Annotated in this window: 13 protein-coding genes and 1 tRNA gene; 8 read left to right on the top strand and 6 right to left on the bottom strand. The window is 67.8% G+C overall.

Going from position 1 to position 25,115, the window contains the following annotated elements; translation table 11 throughout:
• Positions 1-48 precede the first annotated feature (48 nt).
• Positions 49-1,701, bottom strand: a complete 1,653-nt coding sequence (locus tag BSZ14_RS16180; protein WP_076711710.1) for an MFS transporter — start codon at positions 1,699-1,701, stop codon at positions 49-51.
• 163 nt (positions 1,702-1,864) lie between these two features.
• Complete coding sequence (locus tag BSZ14_RS16175; protein WP_076711709.1) at positions 1,865-4,393, bottom strand: PAS domain-containing protein; 2,529 nt, start codon at positions 4,391-4,393, stop codon at positions 1,865-1,867.
• Positions 4,394-4,680: 287 nt separating this feature from the next.
• On the opposite strand from BSZ14_RS16175, the gene acs reads away from it, so the two are divergent.
• Positions 4,681-6,633: an acetate--CoA ligase gene (gene acs / locus BSZ14_RS16170; protein WP_076711708.1), complete on the top strand. Its 1,953-nt coding sequence runs from the start codon at positions 4,681-4,683 to the stop codon at positions 6,631-6,633.
• Positions 6,634-6,781: 148 nt separating this feature from the next.
• On the opposite strand, the gene BSZ14_RS16165 is transcribed toward acs, so the two are convergent.
• Positions 6,782-7,648, bottom strand: a complete 867-nt coding sequence (locus tag BSZ14_RS16165; protein WP_076711707.1) for a peptidylprolyl isomerase — start codon at positions 7,646-7,648, stop codon at positions 6,782-6,784.
• A gap of 96 nt (positions 7,649-7,744) precedes the next feature.
• Between BSZ14_RS16165 and BSZ14_RS16160 the strand changes: the two genes are divergently transcribed.
• Positions 7,745-7,835 (top strand) — tRNA-Ser (locus BSZ14_RS16160).
• Between the two features lie 18 nt (positions 7,836-7,853).
• Here BSZ14_RS16160 and BSZ14_RS16155 read toward each other — a convergent pair.
• Positions 7,854-8,879, bottom strand: a complete 1,026-nt coding sequence (locus tag BSZ14_RS16155; protein WP_076711706.1) for a LacI family DNA-binding transcriptional regulator — start codon at positions 8,877-8,879, stop codon at positions 7,854-7,856.
• A gap of 147 nt (positions 8,880-9,026) precedes the next feature.
• Between BSZ14_RS16155 and BSZ14_RS16150 the strand changes: the two genes are divergently transcribed.
• From BSZ14_RS16150 to BSZ14_RS16140, 3 genes are read left to right on the top strand one after another with little or no spacing between them, the layout of a single operon-like run.
• Positions 9,027-11,075: a glycoside hydrolase family 31 protein gene (locus BSZ14_RS16150; RefSeq protein ID WP_076711705.1), complete on the top strand. Its 2,049-nt coding sequence runs from the start codon at positions 9,027-9,029 to the stop codon at positions 11,073-11,075.
• 45 nt (positions 11,076-11,120) lie between these two features.
• Entirely contained in the window at positions 11,121-12,527 is a 1,407-nt protein-coding gene (locus BSZ14_RS16145) for an MFS transporter (RefSeq protein ID WP_076711715.1), read from the top strand.
• A 20-nt stretch (positions 12,528-12,547) separates the two neighbouring features.
• Positions 12,548-15,148 carry a cellulosome protein gene (locus BSZ14_RS16140; RefSeq protein WP_083748302.1) on the top strand — a complete coding sequence of 867 codons (2,601 nt, stop codon included), beginning with the start codon at positions 12,548-12,550 and terminating at the stop codon, positions 15,146-15,148.
• 162 nt (positions 15,149-15,310) lie between these two features.
• On the opposite strand, the gene BSZ14_RS16135 is transcribed toward BSZ14_RS16140, so the two are convergent.
• Both BSZ14_RS16135 and BSZ14_RS16130 read right to left on the bottom strand, forming a co-directional pair.
• The gene (locus BSZ14_RS16135) at positions 15,311-17,791 is read right to left on the bottom strand and encodes a glycoside hydrolase family 95 protein (protein WP_198930540.1); all 2,481 of its coding nucleotides are present in this window, start codon (positions 17,789-17,791) and stop codon (positions 15,311-15,313) included.
• 118 nt (positions 17,792-17,909) lie between these two features.
• Positions 17,910-20,741 (bottom strand): TonB-dependent receptor, encoded by a 2,832-nt coding sequence (locus BSZ14_RS16130; protein WP_083748301.1) that lies wholly within the window; start codon positions 20,739-20,741, stop codon positions 17,910-17,912.
• Between the two features lie 148 nt (positions 20,742-20,889).
• Between BSZ14_RS16130 and BSZ14_RS16125 the strand changes: the two genes are divergently transcribed.
• The 3 genes from BSZ14_RS16125 to BSZ14_RS16115 all read left to right on the top strand — a co-directional run.
• A complete protein-coding gene (locus BSZ14_RS16125; RefSeq protein WP_445190551.1) occupies positions 20,890-22,443 on the top strand; it encodes a tryptophan halogenase family protein in 1,554 nt (517 codons plus the stop codon).
• Positions 22,440-23,150, top strand: coding sequence for a SapC family protein (locus BSZ14_RS16120; protein WP_076711704.1), 711 nt, complete (start codon positions 22,440-22,442; stop codon positions 23,148-23,150). Before BSZ14_RS16125 ends, BSZ14_RS16120 begins: the two co-directional genes overlap by 4 nt.
• Before the next feature lie 53 nt (positions 23,151-23,203).
• On the top strand, positions 23,204-25,115 hold a 1,912-nt coding region (locus BSZ14_RS16115), incomplete at its 3' end, for a VIT domain-containing protein (protein ID WP_139330494.1).

The following is a 25,115-nucleotide window of genomic DNA, read 5'->3' as shown; positions in this document are numbered from 1 at the left end:
CGGCCTCTTCGGTCATCGGGGTGGGGGAGACGGGCGATCGGGTGTCGGTCATGGCTGTACCTTGGCCGCCGCACGGGCGCGGCGGGCGCGCCGCCAGGTCAGCAGCGCGAGGAAAAGGGTGACGGCGGCCGCAAGTGCTGCGACCAGGCGGAAGACGTCGTTATAGGCGCGGATATTCGCCTCGCGCGTGGCGGCCTGCGACAGGAGCGCGGCGCCCTCGGCGCGGGCGAGCGTGGGGTCGCCGACCACACCCGACACCCGCGCGCCGCCCGCCGCGATACGCTGCGTCACCTGTGGGTCGGTGGGGTCGATATTCTGGACGATGGCGGCACTGTGCGTCTTTTCACGCACCACCTGATAGGTGCCGAGCAGCGCGGTGCCACCGAGACTCCCGACCGAATTGAGCATCCCGAACAGCGCGATGAAGCTGATGACGTGACCTGCCCCCTGTTGCAGCGCGCGGGTCATGCCGAACAACAGCGACGGGCCGAGGAAGAAGGTGGTCGAAAAGGCGATCACGGCTTGCGTCGCATACAGCTCGGGCGCGCGGGTCAGGTTGGTAGAGAAGCTGTCGGCATAGGCGGCGATGGCGACCAGCCCGATCGCGAACATCACCGGATGGGTCAGTCGTGTCACGTCCAGCGTCACCGCGCTGGCGATCACACCCGCGACCGAGGCGATAAAGGCGATGGTGAAGAGCGTCCCGAACTGGTCGTTATTCTGGCCCAGCGCGGTCAACAGGCCGACCGCGCCGAAATTCTGCTCGGAAAACACGATGCGCGCCATCAGCGTGACGATGGCGAAGCGCACGATGTCAATCGACCCCAGCCAGCGGGTGTTGAGCAGCGGATTGGCGCGGTGATGCTCGATCCACAGCGCCAGCGCCAGTAGCGGGATGGCGATGACCAGCGCCCAGCCGATCCAGGCGGCCTGCGTCCACCACACCAGCCGCCCCTGGCCCAGCACCGCGCAGAACAGGCCGATGGCGGGGGCGTAGAGCGCGAAGGTCAGGAAATCGAGCGGTTCGAACGCCTTGAGCCGCTGCGTCGGGGGCAGGCGCAGCGCGATGATCGAGGCCAGGCTGATCGCCGCCAGCCCGAACTCGAAAAGATACAGTGTGCGCCAATGCGACATGGCGAGCAGCTCGGGCGAGAACAGCCGGGCGAGCGGCGCGGCGCATTGCGGTACGCCGATGCCCAGCACGATCGCCTTCAGCCGCCATTTCGACGGCAGCGCCTGCATCATGTAATAGAGGCCCAGCGACGACAGCGCCGCCGCCGCCATGCCGCTGGCCCCGCGCACCGCGATGGCGGTGGCGAAATCGCGCACGAACAGATGGGCGAAGGCCAGGATCGTATAGAGGCCCGAAAACAGCAGCGCGAAGGGGCGAAGCCCGAATTGCTGGCGGAACTTGATGAGCAGCAGGTTGATCGACGCGTTGGTCATCACATAGGCGATGGGCAGCCATGCGATCTCGGTCGGATCGAGCCCCAGCGCGCCCTGCAACTGCACCGTATTCACCTGGACCAGCGCGTTGCCCAGCCCGCCGGTGAGCCCGATCAGCACCGCGATCACGCCGTAGGCGATGCGCCGCCGGTTGGGATGATCGAAATTGCCGGGCGAGCCGGGAATGGTCGGCCGCTCATGGGGAGCGAAGGACCATTCCTCCTCGCTCCAGAATTGCCGAAACCGCGATGCCATCCCCGTCCTTTCGTCCCGTCGCGCTGAACGCGCAACCCGCCGACTCGGGTGCGTCGGGGAAAGCGCGCCGTCATCCGCCTGGAAGAAGGGGGGATTTCGGGGCTTGGTGGCGCTGCATGGCATCCATCGGGCGATCACCCCAGCGCTCCGCCGACCAGGTTCGCTACCCGTCCAGCATCGCCCTGATCCGCGCCGCCAGGTCGGCAAAGTCGAACGGCTTGGTGATCAGCGCCACCCCGGCGTCCAGCCGCCCGCCATGGACGATCACGTCGCGGGCATAGCCGGTGGTGAACAACACCTTCAGCTCGGGATGCAACGACCGCGCGGCCGAGGCCAGGTCGGCCCCCGTCATGCCGCCGGGTAGCACCACATCGGAAAACAGCAGCGCGATACGCGACGCGTCGGGCGCCTCGAGCAGGGCGAGGGCCGATGCCCCGTCCTCCGCCTCGATCACGTCATAGCCCAGCTCGCGCAGCGCCTCGGTCGAATAGCTGCGGACATCGGCATCGTCCTCGACCACCAAGATCGTCTCGGACCCGCGAACGGGATGCGGGGCGACCGGGGGCGGGTCCAGCGGCGCGGTCGCCTCGCCCCGGAAGCGCGGCAGGAACAGGGTGACGCAGGTGCCCTCGCCGGGGCGCGATTCGATCTGCACCTGCCCGCCCGACTGCTTGGCGAAACCATAGACCATCGACAGGCCCAGCCCGGTGCCCTTGCCCACCTCCTTGGTGGTGAAGAATGGCTCGAACACCCGGCCCAGCGTCGCGCGGTCCATGCCGGTGCCGGTGTCGCTGACGTCGATGGCGACATAATCGCCCGGATCGGTGGGATAGGGCACCGGCCCCGCCGCCATCGTCGCCAGCCCGTCCAGCGTCGCATTGCGCATCGTGATCGACAGGGTGCCGCCATGCGGCATCGCGTCGCGCGCATTGACCGCCAGGTTCAGGATCGCGCTTTCCAGCTGGTTGGGATCGGCCTCCGTCACCCACAGGTCCGGCGCGGATTCGACGGACAGGCGCACCTGCTCGCCCAGGGTCCGGGTCAGCAGGTCGGACAGCCCGTCGACCAGCCGCCGCGCATCGACCGATTGCGGGGCCAGCGGTTGCCGCCGCGAAAAGGCGAGCAGCCGCTGGGTCAGGGTGGCGGCCCGCCGCGCGCCCGTCATCGCATTGGTCGCCGACCGCCTGGCGCGCGGATGCTCGCCCTCCGGCAGGAAACGGTCGAGCATCTCCAGATTGCCGACCACGACCTGGAGCAGATTGTTGAAGTCGTGCGCGATGCCGCCGGTCAGCTGGCCGACCGCCTCCATCTTCTGGCTCTGGCGCAACTGCGCCTCCATGTCGTGCAGCCGTTCCTGCTGCGCCAGCCGTTCGGACACATCGGTCGCGAACTGATAAGCGCCGATCGGCGTGCCCTCGGCGGAAACCAGCGGGCTGAAGCGCAGTTCGTAATGGCGCCGCTCCCCCGCCAGGTCTTCGAGCGCCTGGATGACCGAAAACTCCTCGCCCGCCAGCGCGCGCGTCCAATAGTCGCGCATGACCGACAGGATCTCCGGCCGGTCGGCCATCGCCTCGGCCTTGTGCTGGCCGATCTGCGGGCGCGCGCCGAAGATGCGCTCGAAATCCTCGGCGGCGGCGCGGTTGATCGCCAGATAGCGATGGTCGAAGCCCAGCACCTGGACCAGCGTGCCGGTCGAATCGATGATATCGGCGAACAGCTTGCGCTCGGCCAGCGCCTCCATCACCCGGCGCTCCAGCACCGCATTGACGTCGCGCAGCGTCACCTCGGCCCGGCGGCGCTCGTCGATATCGACGACCGATCCGATCATCCCCAGAAAGACGCCGTCATCGTCGAAGCGCGGAACGGCGGAGGCCATCACCCAGTGATAGCCCCCCTGCACCTGCGCCAGCCGATATTCGGTCTGGAAGGCGCGCGGCGCGACCATCGCCTCGCGAAACGCCCGCTCCGCGATCGGGCGATCGTCGGGGTGGAGCATCTCCGCCCAGCCGAAACGCAGGCCCTGCGCGACGTCCTGCCCGGTCTGCACCTGCCAGGCACGGTTGATATAGGTGCAATGGCCGTCGGTATCGGTCACCCAGATGACGATCGGCGCATGATCGGCGACGTTGCGGAACCGCGCCTCGCTCTCGCGGGCGGCGGACAGCGCGGTTTCGCGGTCCTGCCGGTCGCGCATCCGCGCGCTGCTGTCGATCACGGTCGCCAGGATGCCTGCCGGGCGCCCGCTTTCGTCGGCGATGGGGGTATAGTCGAGGTCGAGCCAATGCTGCTCGGACCGCCCATTGCGATTCAGCATCAGCGCCTGGTCGCGATAGGCCAGCGTGCGGCCCGCCAGCCCCTCGGCGATGACCTGGGTATTGAACGTCGCGGCCTCGGGCCATGCCTCGACCAGGGGAACACCCAGCATCGCCGGGTGCCGGTCGCCGGAAAATTCGGCATAGCCCGCATTGTAGATCAGGATGCCTTCCGGCCCCCAGATGGTCGCGATCGGGATCGCGGCGGCGAGCGCGATGGCGATCGCCGTCAACCGACTCTGCGGCCAGGTGGCGATCGGCCCCAGCGGCGTTGCGGCCCAGTCATGCCCCGCGATCAGCCGACCCATCTCGCCGCTGCGCGCCAGAACAGCGGCAAAACCGGCGGGGATGTCGGCACGGTCGTGGGCAGTCGCGATCATCCTCGGTCCGTCCCCCTCGAAACCTGGCATGTCTGCCGCTGTAGCGTTGCTTTGGCGGCAGGAATAGAGGGGGTGGACGGTATCTTGCGCTGGATGGATGCAAATGTTCGCAGCCCGCCCTTGGTCTTGTCGCAACCTCTCCGACATTATGATGAACGGTCGTCATGGCGGCGACATTTTGGCCGGGCGCCCACGCCCGATCGCAGGACGCACTTTGTCACGGAGCCGATAGGCAATAGTGATGTTGGGCTGCTAAAAGGTCCGATAAAGACAAAGGAGAGACAGGCATGAGCGCCCATGTTCACCCCGTTCCCGAATGGGCCGATAGCGCGTCCATGGATGCGGAACGCTATGCCCGGGCTTATGAGGCGGCGAAGACCGATCCGGACGGCTATTGGCGCGAACAGGCCCAGCGGCTGAACTGGATCACGCCCTTCACCAGCGTGAAGGACACCAGCTTCGACGAGGCGGATTTCCGCATCAACTGGTTCGCGGACGGACAGCTGAACGTCGCGGCCAACTGTATCGACCGGCATCTGGAGACCCGCGCCGATCAGGTCGCGATCCTGTGGGAAGGCGATGCCCCCGGCACCGATCGCCGCATCACCTATCGCGAACTGCATGAGCAGGTCTGCCGCCTCGCCAATGTGCTGAAGGACCTGGGCGTCGTCCGGGGCGACCGCGTCACCCTCTATCTGCCGATGATCCCCGAGGCGGCCTTTGCGATGCTGGCCTGTGCGCGGATCGGCGCGATCCATTCGATCGTATTCGGAGGTTTCTCGCCCGAAAGCCTCGCCAACCGCATCGTCGATTGCGATTCGCGTATCGTCATCACGGCGGACGGCGGCTGTCGCGGGGGCAAGGCGGTGCCGCTGAAGGCCAATGTCGACGCCGCGCTGGAGCATGACGGCGTCACGGTCGACCATGTCGTGGTGGTGAAGCACAGCGGCGTCGACGTGACGATGACCGAGGGCCGCGACCAATGGTATGGCGACCTGGTCGACGCCGCCCCCTCCGATTGCGCGCCCGAGCCGATGGGCGCGGAGGACCCGCTGTTCATCCTTTATACCAGCGGCTCGACCGGCAAGCCCAAGGGCGTGCTGCACACCAGCGGCGGCTATCTGCTCTGGGCGTCCTATACCCACAGCCACGTCTTCGATTACCGCGAGGGCGAGGTGTTCTGGTGTGCCGCAGACGTGGGCTGGGTCACCGGGCACAGCTATGTCGTCTATGGCGCGCTGGCGAACGGCGCGACGACGCTGATGTATGAGGGCGTGCCCAACTACCCCGATCACAGCCGCTTCTGGCAGATCGTCGACAAATACAAGGTCGCGACCTTCTATGCCGCGCCGACCGCCTTGCGCGCGCTGATGCGCGAGGGCGACGAATGGGTGAAGAAGACCGACCGCTCCAGCTTGCGTGTGCTGGGCTCGGTCGGCGAGCCGATCAACCCGGAAGCTTGGGAATGGTATTACAAGGTCGTGGGCGAGGGGCGCTGCCCGATCGTCGACACCTGGTGGCAGACCGAGACCGGCGGCCACATGATCGCGCCGATTCCGGGCGCCGTGGCGCTCAAGCCCGGCTCGGCCACGCTGCCGCTGCCCGGCGTGCTGCCGCAGATCGTCGATGCCGAGGGCAAGGTGCTGGACGGCGCGGTCGAGGGTAACCTCGTCATCGCCGACAGCTGGCCGGGGCAGATGCGCACCGTCTGGGGCGATCACGACCGCTTCTTCCAGACCTATTTCACCACCTATCCGGGGAAATACTTCACCGGCGACGGGTGCCGCCGCGACGAGGACGGCTATTACTGGATCACCGGCCGGGTCGATGACGTCATCAACGTCTCGGGTCACCGCATGGGCACGGCGGAAGTCGAATCCGCGCTGGTCGCGCACGCCAAGGTGGCCGAGGCCGCCGTCGTGGGCATGCCACACGACGTGAAGGGGCAGGGCATCTACGCCTTCGTCACGCTGAACGCGGGCGTCGAGGAGGACGAGGCCCTGCGCGCCGAGCTGGTCCAGTGGGTCCGCCGCGAGATCGGGCCGATCGCCACCCCCGACGCGCTGCAATTCGCGCCGGGCCTGCCCAAGACCCGCTCGGGCAAGATCATGCGCCGCATCCTGCGCAAGATCGCCGAGAACCAGGTCGATGCGCTGGGGGACACCTCGACACTGGCCGATCCGGCGGTGGTCGATCACCTGGTCGCCAACCGGATCGAACCGGGCAAGAAGGCGGCGTGATTCGGGACGGGGCGGCCGGGTATCCAGCCGCCCCGTTTTCCTGTGGCCTTCGACTTCGCTCAGGCTGAACGGGGTTGGGAACCTTGCCTTTAAAACACCCGCTCCGTTCAGCCTGAGCGAAGTCGAAGGCCACGCCCCACCCCCAAACTCAAGGCGTCTTGCGAACCGGCGGCAGGGCCGCACAAATATCCACACCCCCCGCAGGCACGGTGAAGAAATCGTTCTTCCGATTCTCGCGTCCCTTGATCCACGCCGCGAAGCGTGGCGACACCGTCTCGCGATATTGGAAATGCGGCCGCTCGGCGGCGGGGATATCGCTCGCCAGCCACGCCGAGACGATCGCCAGCCGCTGCCCCTCATCCGTGTAGAAACCCAGGTCGCCGGTCCCGCGCGGCAGGGTGGAGAGCGCATCCATGCCGTCGACCACCCGGCCGACCACCGCGATATTGCGGTCCAGCACGCGCGGCGAATGGCCGATGATCGTATAAAGCTCGGCCCCCGACCCCGTGCTGGGCGCCAGGTCGCGCGCGACGCCGACCATGCCATAGCAATGCGGCATCCACTCCGCTGTCGCATCCCCCGCCAGCGGCCAGCCGTCACGGCTAAAGCCGGCCCAGGCGGCATAGGGATCGGGCTTGGTCAGCCGCGCCACCGCGCTGTTGCCCGAGCGGATATATTCGGCCGGAGGATTGGCGACGATGCCGGTCGGCAACGGCTTCTTCTCGGTCGCGTCGCCCCATTGCGCGACGTAATTCTCCTGCACGCGATAGACGCTGGTCCCCGCATCCCACCAATGCGCCCGTGCCAGCGCACGGATATTGGCGACATGGACCGGCGCCTGGGCCGATGCCAGCCGCAGCGTCACCGTCCGTCCATTGGACAGCGTGAAGACCAGCAACTCGTCATCGGGCACGGCGATCCAGTCGCCGGGCAGCGGATCGCCGGCCTGCGCGGCAGGGGCGGGGGAGGGCGAAGCCTGCGCCAGAAGCGCGGCGAGCAGAAGCGCGATCGTCATCGCCGCACAGACTGCCTCAGCCCAACGACACACGCAATCGCTTGCGCGCCGCGAGGAAGCGCATTAGGGCCGCGTCTTCCAGGCATGGACTCATGCGGAGCGGTGGCCGAGTGGTCGAAGGCGCTCGCCTGGAAAGTGAGTATACGGCAAAACCGTATCGAGGGTTCGAATCCCTCCCGCTCCGCCATGTCCCTGACATTTTGACTTAACGCTGGACCCTGTGGCTCTGCCCCGGGCGCAGCGTCATGTCCCACAGGGTCTGGACCGACGGCCCCGCAGCCTTTGACGGGCCGGGCAGCATCGCGACAAGGCCTTGCGCCAGCGCCAGCCCCAGATCGCCCAGGTCCAGCGAGAAGCAGGTCAGGTCGGGGGACAGGGCGCGGCAGGCGGGGTTGTCGCGCAGGCCGATCACCGCGACATCGCGCCCCGGCTCCAGGCCCAGGCGGCGCAGCGCGCGATAGGCCCCGACGGGCGCGGTCTCGCCCATCAGCAGCAGCGCGGTCGGTCGGTCGGGGAGTGCCATCAACTCGCTCGCCGTCGCCTCGCCGTCGCTCTCGTCGGTTTCGCCGTGATGGACGAGCATCGGGTCATAGGGGATGTCCGCGCGCGCCAGCGCATCGCGATAGCATTCGACCACGATATGGCTGTTGTTGATCGTGGCGGGCGGCGCGACCAGTCCGATGCGGCGGTGCCCGGCCTCGGTCAGCAGCGTCATCGCATCGGCTGTGACGCCCTCGAAATCCAGGTCGATCCAGGCATAATCGCGCGCGATCGCGGTGCGGCCCAGCGCGACGAAGGGGATTTCGCGGTCGAGCAGGAAGGGGATGCGCGGATCGTGATGCTGCGTCCCCGACAGCACCCAGCCATCGACCGTCCCGCGCGAGACATGGCGGCGCAGGAAGGTCAGGGCATCCTCGCCCTTGCGGGCCAGCAGCACGACCAGGTCGAGATCATGTTCGCCCAAGCCGTTCTGCAACCCCTCGAGCAGTGCCATGAAGAAGGGGTCGCCATGGATCGCGCTGTCATGTTCCAGCGTCAGCATGAAGCCGACCGTGCCGGTCCGACCGCTGCGCAGCGTCCGCCCCGACTGGTTGGGAATATAACCATATTTCGCCGCCGCCTCGACCACCCGTTGGCGGGTCGCCGGGCTGACGTCCTTGCGATCGTTCAGCGCACGCGACACCGTGCCGATCGACAGCCCCAGGTGATGCGCAAGTTCGCGTATATCCATCCGCCCGTGATCGCGGCGCGAACGGTTTCGCACAAGTCCCCGAGCGCGGTGATCGCAAACAAGATCATTGACAGACGCGCCCAATCAGCCGAAAACCCGTAAACGTTTACGGCCATCGAAGAGTGGCGGTGGGAGGACCGAGTCGTTTTGGACACGCTTGTTCTGGAGGCCCGCGCGATCGCGTGGCGCTATAACGGGGTCTGGTTGCGGATCGAGGCGCACGGGCCGGACGGTCTGCGGCTGCGCGCATCGCCCTTTCCTGACGCCGGATCACGCGCCGGGGCGTTGCTGGACGACCGTGCCGATGCCGATCCGATCGTCACCCGTGACGGCGCGACCGCGCGGATCACGCAAGGCCGGATCACCGCCGAAGTCGACCTGCAAGGCCGTGTCCGCTTCCTGAATGCGGCCGGGGAGCTGCTGCTGGAGGAAAAGTGGCGGCAGCGCGACACGATCAGCCAATTCTGGACGGTCGGGACCGAGGAAGTCCGCACGATCAGCGCGCTGGGGCTGGCGGGGCGCGAGTTCAAGCCGCTGACCGGCGACACCGCGCGCATCACCGTCCGCTTCGAGGCAAAGACCGGCGAGCGGCTCTATGGCATGGGCCAGTATCAGCAGCCCAATCTGAACCTGGCCGGATGCACGCTGGAACTGGCGCAGCGCAACTCGCAGGCGAGCGTGCCCTTTGTCGTGTCCAGCCATGGCTATGGCCTGTTGTGGAACATGCCCGCGGTCGGCGCGGTGCATTTCGCGGCCAATGGCGCGACCTGGACCGCCGAAGCCGCGCGCGAGATCGATTACTGGATCACCGCGGGCGATACGCCCGCCGACATCGTGCGCAATTATGCGCAGGTGACGGGCACGGTGCCGATGATGCCCGATTATGCGCTGGGGCTGTGGCAGAGCAAGCTGCGCTACCGCACCCAGGACGAGCTGCTGGCGGTGGCGCGCGACTATCATGCGCGCGGTATCCCGCTGGCGGTGATCGTCGCCGACTTCTTCCACTGGCCGGTTCAGGGCGACTGGCGGTTCGACGAACGCGAATGGCCCGATCCCGCCGCGATGACCGCCGAGCTGAAGGCGATGGGCACCGAGCTGCTCGTCTCGATCTGGCCGACGGTCGACCATCGGTCGGAAAATTATCCCGAGATGGTCGAGAAGGGCTATCTGGTGCGCTCCGCGCGCGGGCTGGACGTGCAGCAGGAGTTTTTGGGCAATACCCGCTTCATCGACGTCACCCATCCCGGCGCGCGCGCTTTCCTGTGGGACCGGGCGAAGCGCAATTACCGCGACAAGGGCGTGGCGCTGTTCTGGCTGGACGAGGCGGAGCCCGAATATAGCGCCTATGATTTCGACAATTATCGCTATCACAGCGGCAGCGTGCTGGAGGTCGGCAACGCCTATCCCCTCCATTACGCCCAAGCCTTTTACGACGGCCTGAGCGCGGAGGGCGAGACCGAGATCGTCAGCCTGATCCGCTGCGCCTGGGCGGGCAGCCAGCGTTACGGCGCGCTCGTCTGGTCGGGCGATATCCATTCCTCGTTCGAGGCGATGCGCAACCAGCTGAGCGCCGGTCTCAACATGGGGATGGCGGGTATCCCGTGGTGGACGACCGATATCGGCGGCTTCCATGGCGGCCATGTCGACGATCCGGCCTTTCACGAGCTGATGATCCGCTGGTTCCAATGGGCGGTGTTCACCCCCGTCCTGCGGATGCACGGCCACCGCGATCCCGTGACGCCGCCCGCCGAGCCGTTCCGCGACGGGGTGGCGCAATGCGACACCGGGGCGGGCAATGAATTGTGGAGCTTCGGCGAGCCGGTCTTTGCGGTGCTGCGCTGTTATGCGGCGTTGCGCGAAAGGCTGCGGCCCTATGTCGCGGGGCTGATGCGCGCGGCGCATGAGCGGGGCGATCCGTTGATGCGGCCGATGTTCTACGACTATCCGGCCGATGCGCGCGCCTGGACGGTGGACGATCAATATATGTTCGGCCCCGACCTGCTGGTCGCGCCCGTGACCGATCCGGGCGTCGGCGAGCGCAGCGTCTATTTGCCCAAGGGCATCTGGCGCGATGCCTGGACCGGCGACCGGGTGGAGGGCGGCGGCGACGTGATCTGCCATGCGCCGGTCAAGCGGATTCCGGTCTTTATCCGCGACGGGGCCGCCGTGGCGAAGGTCTTTAAAGCGAACGAATGACCGTCACCGTCAACAAGGCGGGCCGGAAAAATGGAGGATAGGGGCATGGCGACAGCGGCACAGGCCGGGGACGGGGACGGGGACGGGATCCGGGAAGGGCGCACGCGCGGCGACGCGCAGGCCGCCTGCATCCCGTTCGTGGAGAAGATCTGCTATGGTTTCGGCGATGCGGGCGGCACCATCGTCACCGGGCTGATCGCCAATTTCCTGACCTTCTATTACACTGACGTCTTCGGACTGGCGCCGGGCATCGTCGGCGTGCTGTTCCTGTCGCTGCGCATCTTCGATGCCGTGTCCGACCCGCTGATCGGGATCATGGCCGATCGCACCACGACCCGTTGGGGGCGGTTCCGCCCCTATTTGCTCTGGACCGCGATTCCGGTGGGCCTCAGCTGCTTCCTGACCTTTCAGGCGCCCGATTTCAGCTATGACGGCAAGGTCGCCTATGCCGCGATCACCTATTTCCTGCTCGCGCTTTCCTATTCGCTCAACAACGTGCCGTATTGCGCGCTGATCACCCGGATGACCGACAGCGAGCGGGAGGGCGTATCGTGCCAGTCGGTGCGCTTCGCGATGGTGGCGATCGCCTCCTTCTGCGTCTCGGTCGGTCTGCCGATCCTGGTCCGCCACCTGGGCGGCGCGGACATCGCGCGCGGCTATCGCGACGGGGTGGCGATCCTGAGCGCGGCCGCCGTCGTCATGTTCCTGATCTGCTTCCTGTTCGTGCGCGAGCGGGTGGCGGCGGCCGATACCGCCGACGTGCCGCTGAAGGTCGCGATCGCCAATACGCTGAAGAACGACCAGCTGCGCTGGACCTTCCTGATGACGCTGCTGCTGATCGCGATCTTCAATACCAAGGGCGGCGCGGCGCTCTATTTCATCACCTATGTGCTGAAGGGCGACGCGACCTATCAGGCGCTGTTCTTCGGCACCGCGACCGCCGGGGGCTTCCTGGGGTCGATCGTGGTGCAGGCGTTCACGCGGCGCTACGATGTGCGCAGCATCTATATCTGGGTGAATCTGATCCTGGTCGCAGGCCACTTCGCCGCCTTTTTCGTGCCGGGCGAGTATCCGACGCTGTGGCTGGTGCTGGTCGGGCTGTGCTGCATCGTGCTCGGCTGCACCCTGCCACTGCACTTCACCCTGATCCAGCTGGCCGACCAATATGGCGAATGGAAGCTGGGGATGCGCTCCTCGGGGATGAGTTTCGCCTTCAACCAGTTCTTCGTGAAGCTGGCCTGGGCGGTCGCGGGGGCGCTGATCAGCCTGGTGCTGGTCCTCGTCTCCTACAAGGCGGGGGCGGGCAACCAGACGCCGCTGTCGCTGACCGGCATTCGCCTGCTGTCGACGATCATTCCCGGCCTGATGCACCTGGCGCTGGCCTTTGCGATTTCCCGACTGATCCTCAACCGCACCACCATCGCACGCATGACCGCTGCGCGCATCGCATGACTCTTATCCCGGAACCCCTCATGGCCCAGACACAGACCAAGCCCCTTCGTTTCGCCCCGATCCTTCTCGCTGCGCTGCTCGGCTCGGTCGCCATGCCCGCGCTCGCGCAGGAGCGGATGACGGTCGACCTCGCCAGCGACACGGGGGCCTTCCATGGCGGCGCGTCGGGCACGCTCTACGGCCTCTATGACGCACGGCTGCCGCATCCCAATCTGGTCGAGGGCATCGGGCTTCGCACCGTCTCGACCAAGGCGCAGGACGGGCCGCAGCATCCCGGCGCCGACGCGCTGGAGATCTCGACGCTGCTCACCGATGCGTCGGGCGGCGACACCTATATCTACATGACCGACATCAACCGCGAATTCCCCTATGACTGGAAGACCGGGGACTGCGCGCAATCGGTGGCGAACTATATCGAAAAGCTGCGCGCCCAGGTGCGTCAGGTGAAGGGCATGGCGCCGCGATACCGCGACCGGATCGTCTTCGTCCCCTTCAACGAGCCCGATGGCAACATGTTCGCCGAAGGGCCGAAGAGCTGCAACAATGTGCGGTGGCAGAAGGACCCGACCGCGTTCAACGACGCCTGGGACCGGGCGGTGCGGATGATCCGCCAGGAACTGCCCGGCGCGCGGATCGCGGGGCCGAACACCAGCGTCCTCTATCCCGAGGTGGAGGGCTTCCTGCGCCACGCCATCGCCGCCGACACCATGCCCGACGTGGTGACGTGGCACGAACTCAGCAACCCGGCGGTGGTGCGGACCAGCGTGCGCAGATTCCGCGAATGGGAGGACCGGCTGTTCAAGGGCACGAAATGGCAGGGCCGCCATCTGCCGGTGAACATCAACGAATATGCCTATAACTACCACACCTCGGTCCCCGGCCAGATGGTGCAGTGGGTCGCGGCGATCGAGGATTCCAAGGTCGATGCCGATATCGCCTATTGGAATATCGACGGCAATCTCAGCGACTCCGCCGTCCAGGCCAATCGCGGCAATGGGCAATGGTGGCTGCTGAACGCCTATGCGACGATGGGCGGCCACACCCTGGCCGTCACCCCGCCGCATCCCGACCAGAGCTATACGCTGCAGGGCGTGGCGACGCTCGACCCGGCACGGCAGCAGATGCGGCTGCTGTTCGGCGGCAAGTCGGGCGACGCGACGATCGCGCTGACCCGTGTGCCCGCCAGCTTCGGCGAAACGGTGCGCGTCCGCGTGCGCGAGATCGACTGGACCGGCCAGCTGGGCGACTCGCCGCCGCCAGCGGTGGTCGGCGACCGCGTGGTGCCGGTGAAGGACGGGCAGGTCGACCTGACCTTCGGCCGCGACGGCTGGCCCGCCCTGCGCGAGGAAGCCGCCTATGAACTGGTCCTCTCCCCCGGGCGGGGGGTGCGTCCCGCCGCCGTCGCGCCCCGCTGGCGGCAGGATTACGAAGCGGAGAAGGCGACCCGTCAGGGGCAGGGGCTCGCCGTGCGCGGGCCGGAGGGCTCGCCCGATCACGTCGATCGCTTCCATGTCTCGAACGGCTATCTGGTCGACGGGTTCAGGACCGGGGCCGATGCCGCGCTGGACTTCGCGGTCGATGTGCCGCGCGACGGCCGCTATGACCTGAGCGTGCTCGCCAACAGCTTCAACAAGGACCCGCTGGTCGAGCCGCAGGGGGCGACCAATGTCTTCCTGCGGATCGACGGCAAGGCGGCGGGCGAGCTGTTCCTGCCTCTGGGCTACAAGCCCGCCGTGCTCGACCATGCCGATACGGTCGTCGACCTGACACGCGGCCGCCATGTCCTGACGCTGGCGACCCGCAGCCTGGACGGCAAAGGGCGGACGCTGGGCAATGCGATGGTCGACCGGATCACCCTGACCGCCGCCGATCCCGCCGCTGGCCGAGCGCACTACGATGTGGCCGACGCGGTGGTGAAGGGCGGCAGCGCGACCTTCTGGGTCTATGCCGCGAAGGACGGACTGGCGCGCCTGAGCCCCGAAACCGGCGGCGGCCCGGTGCGCATGGTGGTCAATGGCCGCGAGACGAAGGGCCGCGCCTTCCTGCTCGGCGGGATCAACAAGGTGGTGCTGACCCCCACGGGATCGTCCGCCGTTCGCGGCCTGTCGGTGACGCCCGAGAACGGCCCCGCACCGCATGTCTATGAGGCGGAGGACGCGCAGGTCGCCGGGACCGCGCGGATCGGCGCGGCCTCGCGGGCCAGCGGCGGCCGGGCGGTGTTCGCCATCGGCGGCGCGCCGGGCAATGGCAACACGCTGACCTTCCCCAGGGTCATGGCGCCGCGCGCAGGCACCTATGCCCTGACCCTGCGCTTCTCGAACGAGGAACAGGCCAAGGCGACGCATTACAATCCCGATCCGCTCGCCCGGATCGCACGCATCGCGATCAATGGCGGAAAGCCGATGCTGGTCAGCGCGCCGCACAGCTTCAATGCCAACAACTGGTGGGAGATGACCGTGCCGGTGGCGCTGAAGGCGGGCGCCAACACCATCCGCATCGCGGGCGAGGAACAGCCCAATTGGGACGGGCGCACCTATGCGTCGCAAATCTGGCCAAGCGTCCAGCTCCGCTCGGCCTATGCGCCCAATATCGACCGGATCGCCATCACGCCGATGCCCTGAGGGCGGAGCCGAGCGGAACACCTGTCTCGGGCTGTTCGCAACCATCCCTGCAAGGGGTGGAAAGGAAACCGGCGGCGACGCCTTGGACGGGGTGACGCAGGCCATGGCGGCGAACGGTTCGACGGCGATCGCTGGCCGTTCCGCCGCCAGCAGGCGCCGCGCTCAGGCGGCGCCGATGGTCAAGGTGATCCGGTCCCCCGCGCGGGTGGCGATGCGCATGGCGTCCCCGGTCGCACGGATCGCCACCGCCCGGCCGCCCCGCATGGCCGCGCGGACCCGGCGACCGGCGGGCAATCGGACAACCAGGTCACCGCCCAGCGCCGACAGCAGCTCGGCCTGTTCCAGCTGTCCCGCCGCCCAGCGCTGATCGACGGTCACGCCGCCGCGTGCGCGCAGGCCGTGGACGCGGCCGTCGCGCCATGCCGGGGGCAGGGCGGGCAACAGGGCGATCGCGCCGTCATGGCTTTGCAGCAGCATCTCGGCAATGGCGGCGGTGATCCCGAAATTGCCGTCGATCTGGAAGATCGGCCCGTTGTTCGACGGATGCGTGTCGAACAGATTGTCGAGCGTGCTGCCTTTGAAGAAGGCGTCGATCGAACGGCCGGAACGCGCGGCATCACCCATCCGCGCCCAGATGCAGGTCGCCCAGGCGCGGCTCCATCCGGTCTGCGCCCCGCCATTGTCCTCGCGCCGCTGCATCGATGTCGCCGCCGCCCTGGCCCATTCGGGCGTGCGGCGGGGCGTGAACTCGTCGCCGGGATAGAGCGGATAGAGGTGCGAGATATGGCGATGGCCCGGCTCCGCCTCGGCAAAGTCGCGTGACCATTCCTGCAACTGGCCGTGGCGGCCGATCCGATACGGCTCCAGCCGCTCGACCAGCCCGCGCAGCTTGGTCGCGAAGGCCGTATCGGTCTTCAGCAGGGTGCTGGCGGCGATGCAGTTGGCGAACAGTTCGCGGATCAGCGCCAGGTCCATGGTGCAGCCCGTGCTGATCGAGGCGGGCTTGCCGTCGGGCGCGAGGAACTCGTTCTCGGGCGAGATGGAGGGCGCGGTGGTCAGTCGCCCGTCCGTGCCGTTCGCCACCAGCCACGCCGCGCAGAACTCGGCCGCGCCGCGCATCAGCGGCCAGGCCCGGTCGCGCAGGAACGCCCGGTCGCCGCCGAACGCATAATGCTGCCACAGATGCTGCATCAGCCACGGCCCGCCCATCGGCCAGTTGGCCCAGATCGGCGCGGCGCTGCCTTCGCCGACCGGATTTGCCATCGCCCAGATGTCGCTATTATGGTGCAGGCACCAGCCGGGCATTCCGTAATAGCTTTGCGCGACCCGTGCCCCGCGCACCGCCACCCGCTCCAGCCAGTCGAACAGGGGAGTATGGCAATCGGCGAGATTGGCGACCTCCGCGGGCCAGTAGTTCATCTCGGTATTGATGTTGGTGGTGTGGTTGCTGCTCCAGGGCGGCCGCACCTCGGCATTCCAGATGCCCTGGAGGTTGGCGGGCTGGGTCCCGGCGCGTGAGCTGGCGATCAGCAGATAGCGGCCGAAATGGAACAGCAATGCGGCCAGCCCCGGATCGCTCGCCCGCGCATTGCCCGCGCGGCGCTCCGCCGTCGAGCCCGCCGCGCCGCCCGCCAGCTGCAATCCGGCCCGGCGATAGAGGGTCCGGTGGTCGGCGACATGCGCCGCCCGCAACGATGCATGGTCGGTCCCCCGCGCCGCCGACAGCGCCGCCACCGCCTTGCCCTCGATCGCCTCGATCGGCAGGTCGGGCGACTGGTCGAAACCGCGAAAGCCGGTGGCGGCGTTGAGGCGGATCTCGACGCTCCGGGCGCCGCGAACCACGATCCGGTCGCCCGATACCGTGACGCGCCCGCCCTCGTTCATGACATCGGCGACGGCGGCGAACATCATGCCGCGTCCGGCGGCATCGTCATAACGGACCGGATCGGCGACCGAATGATAATTGGGCGCGGCATAGGAGGGGGCCTTGCCGTGCAGGATCAGCCGGTTGCCCTCCGCCCGCACCGATCCCTTCAGCAGCGTCGCCAGCGAGACGTCCGCGTCGATCGCCCCGCCTTCCGCCGTCATCCGCACCACCACCAGCTGCGCCGGGTGGGACACGAACACCTCGCGTCGGTAGCGCGTCCGCCCCGCGGTATAAGCGATGTCGACCACCGCCTGATCCAGGTCGAGCGCCCGGCGATAGTCGTCGGGCGTCGCGCCGTCATGGGGCAGCGCGATCACCAGATCGCCGATCGGCGCATAGCTGTTGGAATAGGCGCCTTGCAGCTTCTTCGCCCGCATGTCGGCGGCGTGGTAATCGCCCGCCAGCGCGGCCTGCCGCACTTCCGCCAGCGACCCTTGCGCATCCGGCCGGGCGTCGCTGCCCGGATAGCCGGACCACAGGCTGTCCTCGTTCAGGGATATGATCTCGCGCGCGGGGCCGCCGCGCACCATCGCGCCCAGCCGCCCGTTGCCGACCGGCAATCCGTCGACCCAACGGGTCGCGGGCGCATCGAACCACAGCCGGTGGGAATCATCGGCCGCAACCGGCTGCGCCCGCAGGGGCAGGGTGCCGATCCCGCCCGCCGCCATGGCGAACGCACCCGCTTCCAATACGCCGCGTCGCGTCAGATCGGCCATGCATTCCCCTTCCGTCCTATCCCTGATGTCAGGACGGTGGCGTATTCAAATGCATGAAGAAAGGACAAAATAAAGGTTCGGTGCGGGAGCGTCGAAACCCTCCCGCACCGCCCGCGCATCAGAACGAAAAGCGCACGCCCGCGTCATAGCGCGGCCCGAAATTCTGGTAGCGCAGCAGCTGGTTGTCGAACCGGCCGGTGGCGAAGTATTTGGCGTTGAACAGGTTCGTACCCTCGACGAACACCTGGGCGAAGGGGGTGATGTTCACCGCCACGCTGCCGTCGAACTGGCCGTAATCGCGCACGAACACCGGCTCGTTGCCTGGACCGCCCGCCAGCTGTTGCAGGAAGCGTTCGCGCCGATTGTACGCGATACGCGCCGACACGCCGAACTTTTCGTAGAAGATCGTCGCGTTCTGCGAATTGCCGATGCCCTCCGCCGCGAAGGACTGGCCGACCTGAGTGACGTCGAACTCGCGATTGGTGGTCACGAAGGTCGCGTTGGCCTGCACGCCGAAGCCGCTCAGCACGCCGGGCAGCCAGTCGAGCGTATGGACCAGGTTCAGCTCCAGCCCCTTGATCTTCAGCGATTCCGCGTTGCGCGGACGTCGGACGCTGAACTTTGCGGTGTTCTGCCCGACGATCAGCCCGCCGACCGGCAAGTTGCCCGCATTGGCGATGGTGAACAGTTCCTCGCCAAAGGTCTGGACGATGAAGTCGTCGACCGTCTTGTGGAACACCGCCGCCGACAGGGTGGTGGTGGGCGTCGGATACCATTCGAGCGACAGGTCGAAATTGGTCGCACGATAGGGTTTCAGCGCCGGATTGCCGCCGCTGGCGGTCAGCGTGGCGGGGCGCAGCGTGCCGATGTCCAGGCTGGGCGCCAGATCGCCGATGGCGGGGCGGGTCAGCGTCTTGTAGGCGGCGAAGCGTGCCTGCAACTTGGGCGTCAGGTTCAGCTTCGCGTTCAGATTGGGCAGGAAGTTGCTGTAGGACGAACGCCGGTCGACCGACACCGCCGCACGGTTGTTGGCGAAGACGCCGGTATAGGTGGTCGGATCGCCCGGCACCGGCAGCAGGTCGGTCAGTTGCAATTGCTGACCGGCCGAGACCAGCTCGGTATATTCATACCGCCCGCCGACATTGATGAACCAGGGCAGGCCCGCAACCGTGCCCTCCAGATCGACATCGGCATAGCTGGCGAAGACCTTTTCGCGGACCCGGGCCGAGGGCTGCTCGGTCACGGCATAGCCGTTGGTGCGCGCGAAGATCGCCGCCGTGGTGCCCACCGGCTGGCCGCGCGCCAGGTCGAGCGCGGTCGTGGCGGCGGTGCTGGTCAGGTAATTGAAATAGGCCTGCGGGTTATAGGTCAGGAAGGTGGTCGGCACGCTGCCGCCCTTCTGCCCCAGCGACCCGAGGGTGAAGGGCGAGAGCAGCGACGGATCGGCCAGCGTCGGATAACCGCAATAGAGGCAGCCGATATTGGGATCGGACGAGAAGGGCACGTTGCGCTTGTCGCGCGACGTGCCGGTCAGGCCGAAACGCAGCGCCGTGACGATGTCCCAGCCCGGCTTCCATTCGGTGTTCCAGCGATATTCCTGGACCTTCTCGGTCACATCGTTGCCGCTGCGCCCGGCAATATGGGTGCGGCCCAGCGCCGGGTTGGTCAGCACGCCGTTCGCATAACCCGAGGTCGAGGGGATGCCGTTCCCTTGCGCGGCGGTGAAGGAATATTGCGTCGGCACGCCGATGACGGTGAAATAGGATTTGCCGCCGCCCGCATTCTTGGCCTGCGAATAGGTGGCGTCGAAGACCATGCGGACATTGTCGGCCGGTCGCCATTCGGCGTTGAACCCGGCCTCATAGGTCGTCGTCTCGCGCACCCCGCCCGAGGCGATGAAGTCGGCATTGCCGTTGGTGGTCAGCGAGGTGACGGTGCGGTTGGAGTCGATGCCCGCCGCGGTATAGCTGGTCGGCTCGAACCAGCTGCCCAGGCCGCGCGTGGTCGTGTCGCTCTTGAAGCGATTGTAGAGGCCGTCGACGGTGAAGGTCAGCTCGTCGGTCGGCGCATATTGCGCGACCAGCGTCGCGCCCAGGCGGGTACGGTCGTCGCGCGTCTCGTTCACGTCCTGGTTACGCGGCGCGTAGACATTGGTGTAGAGTGGCGCGTTGTTCGGCCCGACCGAGGTGCCGGGGATATAGCCATCGGTGCTGATCGCGCGGATCGAGGCGATACGCTTCTGGTACGACAGCGAGGCGAGCAGGCCGAGCTTGCCATCGGCGAAGGTGTCGCTGAGCAGGCCGAACAGCTGCGGCGTGACCTTCTTGCTGTTGCCCTCGTACAGCGCCTTGGCGGTGAAGACGCCCTTGAACTCCTTGAGCGCGAGCGGGCGCGGCGTCTGGACGTTGATCGTCGCGCCGATGCCGCCGCCCTGGAGCGAGGCCTGCGAACTCTTGTAGACCTGCGCACCACTGATGAGTTCGGCCGGGATCAGGTCGAACGAGAAGGCGCGGTTGTAATTGTCCGAGGCGAAGCTGCGGCCGTTGAACAGCACGGTGTTGAAGGCGGGACCCAGGCCGCGCACGCTGACCGATGCGCCTTCGCCATTGCTGCGGTCGATGGCGACGCCGGGAATACGTTGGAGCGACTCGGCGACATTGGCGTCGGGGAACTTGCCCAGATCCTCGGACGAGATCGCGTCGAGGATACCGGCGGCGTCGCGCTTGATCGCGGCGGCCGACTCGATGCTGCGGCGGATGCCGGTGACGACGATGTCGGCGGAGGTGCCGTCGGCTTCGCTCTGGCTGGGCAGGGTGGCGGTCTGATCCGCCGGTGGCGTCTGGTTCTGCGCCAGGGCCGGTGTGGCCGCGATAAGTGCGACAAGTGCGCTGGCCAGCCCCTGGGCGGCATAGCGGGCGCTGGTCTTTGGATTTCGGGCTTTCTTCAGCATGGCTCTCCCCTATGAAACCGATGTCCGATGCTTCTTGGCGAGCATCTATGTCGCTCTTGTTAGAAGCTATGTCTGACAAGTACAAGGGCGCCGGTTCTTCTAGGCGCCGGAAGTTTCGGTATAAAAGGCCAGAAGCGCAGCGGGAGAGGTGCAGGTGGTCGAGACGGAAGTTCGGCGGGTCGTCGTGGTCGGCGGCGGATCGGCAGGCTGGATCGCGGCCTGTCGACTGGCGGCGCAGGCCTGCCGGATCGGAAGCGGAGTGCAGGTCACGCTGGTCGAGTCGCGCCATGTGCCGACGGTCGGGGTGGGCGAGGGGACCTGGCCGACGATGCGCAACACGCTGGCCAGGATCGGCATCACCGAAACCGACTTCATCCGGTCCTGCGACGCCGCGTTCAAACAGGGCGCGCGCTTCGTCGGCTGGACCGACGGGACGGCGGACGATGGCTATTACCATCCGCTCAACCCGCCTGCGGGCGCGACCGAGATCGATCTGGCGCCGCACTGGCTGCACGGGGCGGCGGAGACGGCCAGCTTCGCCGACTGGGTCGATTATCAGGCGATGCTGTGCGACGCGGGTCTGGGACCCAAGACGATCGTGATGCCCGAATATGCGGGTCATGCGAATTACGCCTATCATCTGGACGCGGGAAAGTTCGCCACGCTGCTGCGCGAACATGGCGTCGGCACGCTGGGCATCGACCATGTGCTGGGCGACGTGGTGCGCCCGGAAATGAGCGACCATGGCGATATCGTGCATCTGGAACTGGCCGATGGGCGGATCGTGCCGGGCGACCTGTTCGTCGACTGCACCGGCTTTGCCGCGCGGCTGATCGGCGGGGTGTACCAGGTGCCGTTCCGGCGTTGCGGCGACGTGCTGTTCGCCGACCGGGCGATGGCGCTTCAGGTGCCCTATGAGGACGAGGATGCGCCGATCACCTGTCATACGGTGTCGACCGCGCAAGGATCGGGCTGGATCTGGGATATTGGGCTGTGGACCCGGCGCGGTGTCGGCCATGTCTATAGCAGCGCCCATAGCAGCGACGATGCGGCCGAGGCGGCGCTGCGTCGCTATGTCGGTCCCGCCGCCGAAGGGCTGAACGTGCGCCGGATCACCATCGATGCCGGGCACCGGACGCGTTTCTGGCAGAATAACTGCGTCGCGGTCGGCCTGTCCGCCGGGTTCATCGAGCCGCTGGAGGCCTCCGCGCTGATGCTGATCGAGGCATCGATGGACGCGATCGCCGACCGCCTGCCGCGCACCCGCGCCGCGATGGACGTGATGGCGCGCCAGTTCAATGCGACCTTCACCCATCACTGGATGCGGATCATCGAGTTCCTGAAGCTGCATTATGTCCTGACCCGGCGCACTGACACGGATTTCTGGCGCGACAATGTCGCGGCGTCCTCCATCCCCGACGGTCTCGCCGAGCAACTGGAGCTGTGGCGGCACCACTCGCCCGGCCCGCAGGATTTCACCCACGCCCGCGAGGTGTTTTCCTGGCCCAGCTATCAGTACGTCCTGCACGGCATGGGTTTCGCCAGCCGCCAGCCGCGGATCGACCCGGCCGCCCCCGACACGGCGCTGGCGCAGCGTTTCGTGACGCGGATGGCGCGCGCCCGGGACGATCTGCGCACCCGCGCGCCGCGCCACCGCGACCTGTTGCGCGCGATCCGCGAACATGGTCTGCAACGCGTATGACCGGCATCACCCCGCTTTCCCCGGCCGCGCATCGCGGGCTGCGCTATGACCGCCATGCCGCAGGCGGCACGCGCCGCTTTGCCCGGATCGGCCTGTCGGAGATCGCGGTCGCGGCGGCCGACATGCCGCTGTGCCTCGCCAAGGACGGCCAGACCGGGCGCTTCAACCTGATCGCGCTGATGAGCCTGGTCGAGCCCGCCAATCTGTTCGTCTTCGGCGGCGGCTTCCAGGCGACCTATGTGCCCCGCGCGGTGATGCTGGGCGGGTTCCGGCTCGACGCACGCGGGGCGGCGGGGCTGGCCGTCGATCCGGCCGATCCCAGCCTGGGCGATGCCGGAGCGCCGCTGTTCGCGGGGGAGCAACCGACGCCGCTGTCGCACGACATCGCCCGCGCGCTCGAACGGCTGGTGGCGGATGTCGAGGGGGCACAGGCGCTGGTCGATGCCTGGGTCGCGCATGGCCTGATCCGCCCGCTTGGCCTTTCGCTGTCCCAGGCGGATGGGGGCGCACATGATCTGGCCGGGCTCTACACGATCGACGAGGCGGCGGTGCAGGCGCTGCCCGATGCCGATCTGATCGCGCTCCACCGCGCGGACCGGCTGGCCCCCGCTGCGGTCCTGATCGCCTCGCTGGCGCAGGTCGAGCGGTTGCGCCAGTTGCACAATGCCCGCTTCGCGCCCGCGCTGACCGGCTATTCGCTGGATTAGCTTGTCCGGTGCCCGGCGGCGGGTTAGCCTCCGGGCGATCGGAGGGGGCGAAGATGCTGGCACGGTGGCGGGGACTCGTGGCGCTGGGGCTTGCCCTTGTGATGGGGCAGGGGGCGTGGGCGCAGACCGCCAACCCCATGCTGAAGGCCCATGCGGCGGGCATCCGCGACGCTGCGCACGAACGCAACCTGTCGCTGGGACGTCTGGACATTGCGGTCGAACAGCGCGGCAGCATCGTCGAGACGACCATCACCGCCGCCTTCGTCAACCCCGAGGCGGAGCAGTTGGAGGGCGATTTCCGCCTGACCCTGCCCGAAGGCGCGGTCGTCACCGGCTATGCCCTGGATATCGGCGGGCAGATGGTCGACGGCGTGCTGGTCGACCGCCCGCGCGCCAAGGCGGTCTATGAAGCGCGGGTCCGCCAGCGGATCGATCCCGGCCTGGCCGAGGTCAGTGCGGACAATGTCTTTTCGACGCGCGTCTATCCGATCTGGCCCGGTCGCGGGCGGACGATCCGGGTGCGGTTCGTATCGCCCGTCGGGGCGGGGGGCTGGCGCCTGCCGCTCGGGTTCGACGGCGCGGTCGGCGACTGGTCGATCCGCGTCCATGGCAGCGGCACCGCGGCAAGGCCTTTGGTGACGCTGGGCGAGACGCCAATGGCGATCACGACGGACGGCGAGGGCTGGGGCGGTGCGGTGAGCGGCAAGGACAAGCCGCTGTCGGGCGCGCTGGCGATCGCCCCCGGTCGCGCCGCCGATCTGGTCGCCAGCACCCATCATAATGGCGAGCGGGATCTGGAACTCGGCGGCGACCTGCCCGCCGTCGCGGGGAATGCGGCGGCTCCGGCGCATCTGCGCATCTATTGGGATCGCTCGCGCTCGCGGTTGAAGGCCGACACGGCCCGCGAGATCGCGCTGGTCCGCGCGGCGATCGACCGCTGGCACCCCGGCAAGGTCGAGCTGGTCGCCTTCAACAGCAGCGGGGCGCAGACCAGAAGCGTCACGACCGCTGCGGAAGCCGCCGCCTGGCTGGGGGCGCTCGACTATCGCGGGGCGACGAGCTTTGCGCCGCTGTCGCTGGGCGGCCCGGCCGACCGCTGCCTGGTCTTCACCGATGGCCGCGCGACCATCGACCGCGATGCCGCGATAACCCCTCGCTGCCCGCTGGATGTGGTCAGCAGCGCTGGAGGCGACGACCGTGCCTGGCTCAGGCATCTGGCGCGCGCCCATGGCGGGCGGCTGATCCCGCTGGGCGACGATCCGGCGGCGGCGATGGCGCTGTTGCAGGCCGGTACGGCTGGCGTGATCGCCGTCACCGACCGCGACGACCGGCCCTTGCCCTTCGTGCCGCTGGCCGCCGCCCAGGGACGCTGGGCGGTGCTGGTCCGTGCGCCGGGCTTCGGGCCGGTGAAGATCCGGCTGGGCGCGGGGCAGGAGGTTGTCCGCGCCATCGATGGCGGCGGCGAGGCCCCGGCCTTTGACGGTCCGGGCGCACTGCTGGCGCAGGATGCGCTGGCGACGCTGGGCGCGACCGAGCAGCGCGACGCCTATGTGACGCTCAGCCGCCGCTATGGCATCGCCAGCCCCAGCCTGTCCTTCCTCGTGCTGGAGAGCGTGGGCGACTATCTGAACGCGAAGATCGATCCGCCCGCGACCCTGCCTGCCGAATGGCGCGACGATTATGCCCGCCAGCGCAAGGCGATGGAGGCGGATGACGCCCGCATCGCGCAGCGCCATTTCGATCAGTTGCTGAAAGCGTGGCAGGACGAGGTCGCTTGGTGGAAGACGAAGTTCGACCCGGCTTCGCGTCCCAAGCGGATCGCGACCTCGCACAGTTTCGACCGGACCGCGCCGCCGCCTCCCCCGCCGCCCCCGCCTCCGCCTCGCGGAAGCGTTCGGCAAAATCGGCGGGCTTTCCGTCATACAGCTCCAGATAGGGCCGATCGGGCTGCCACGCGTCGATCTG

The organism is Sphingomonas sp. Sph1(2015), assembly GCF_001970915.1.
Lineage (GTDB): Bacteria > Pseudomonadota > Alphaproteobacteria > Sphingomonadales > Sphingomonadaceae > Sphingomonas > Sphingomonas parapaucimobilis.
Note: the sequence above shows the minus strand (reverse complement) of the source record. Positions and strands in the feature narration are given on the sequence as shown.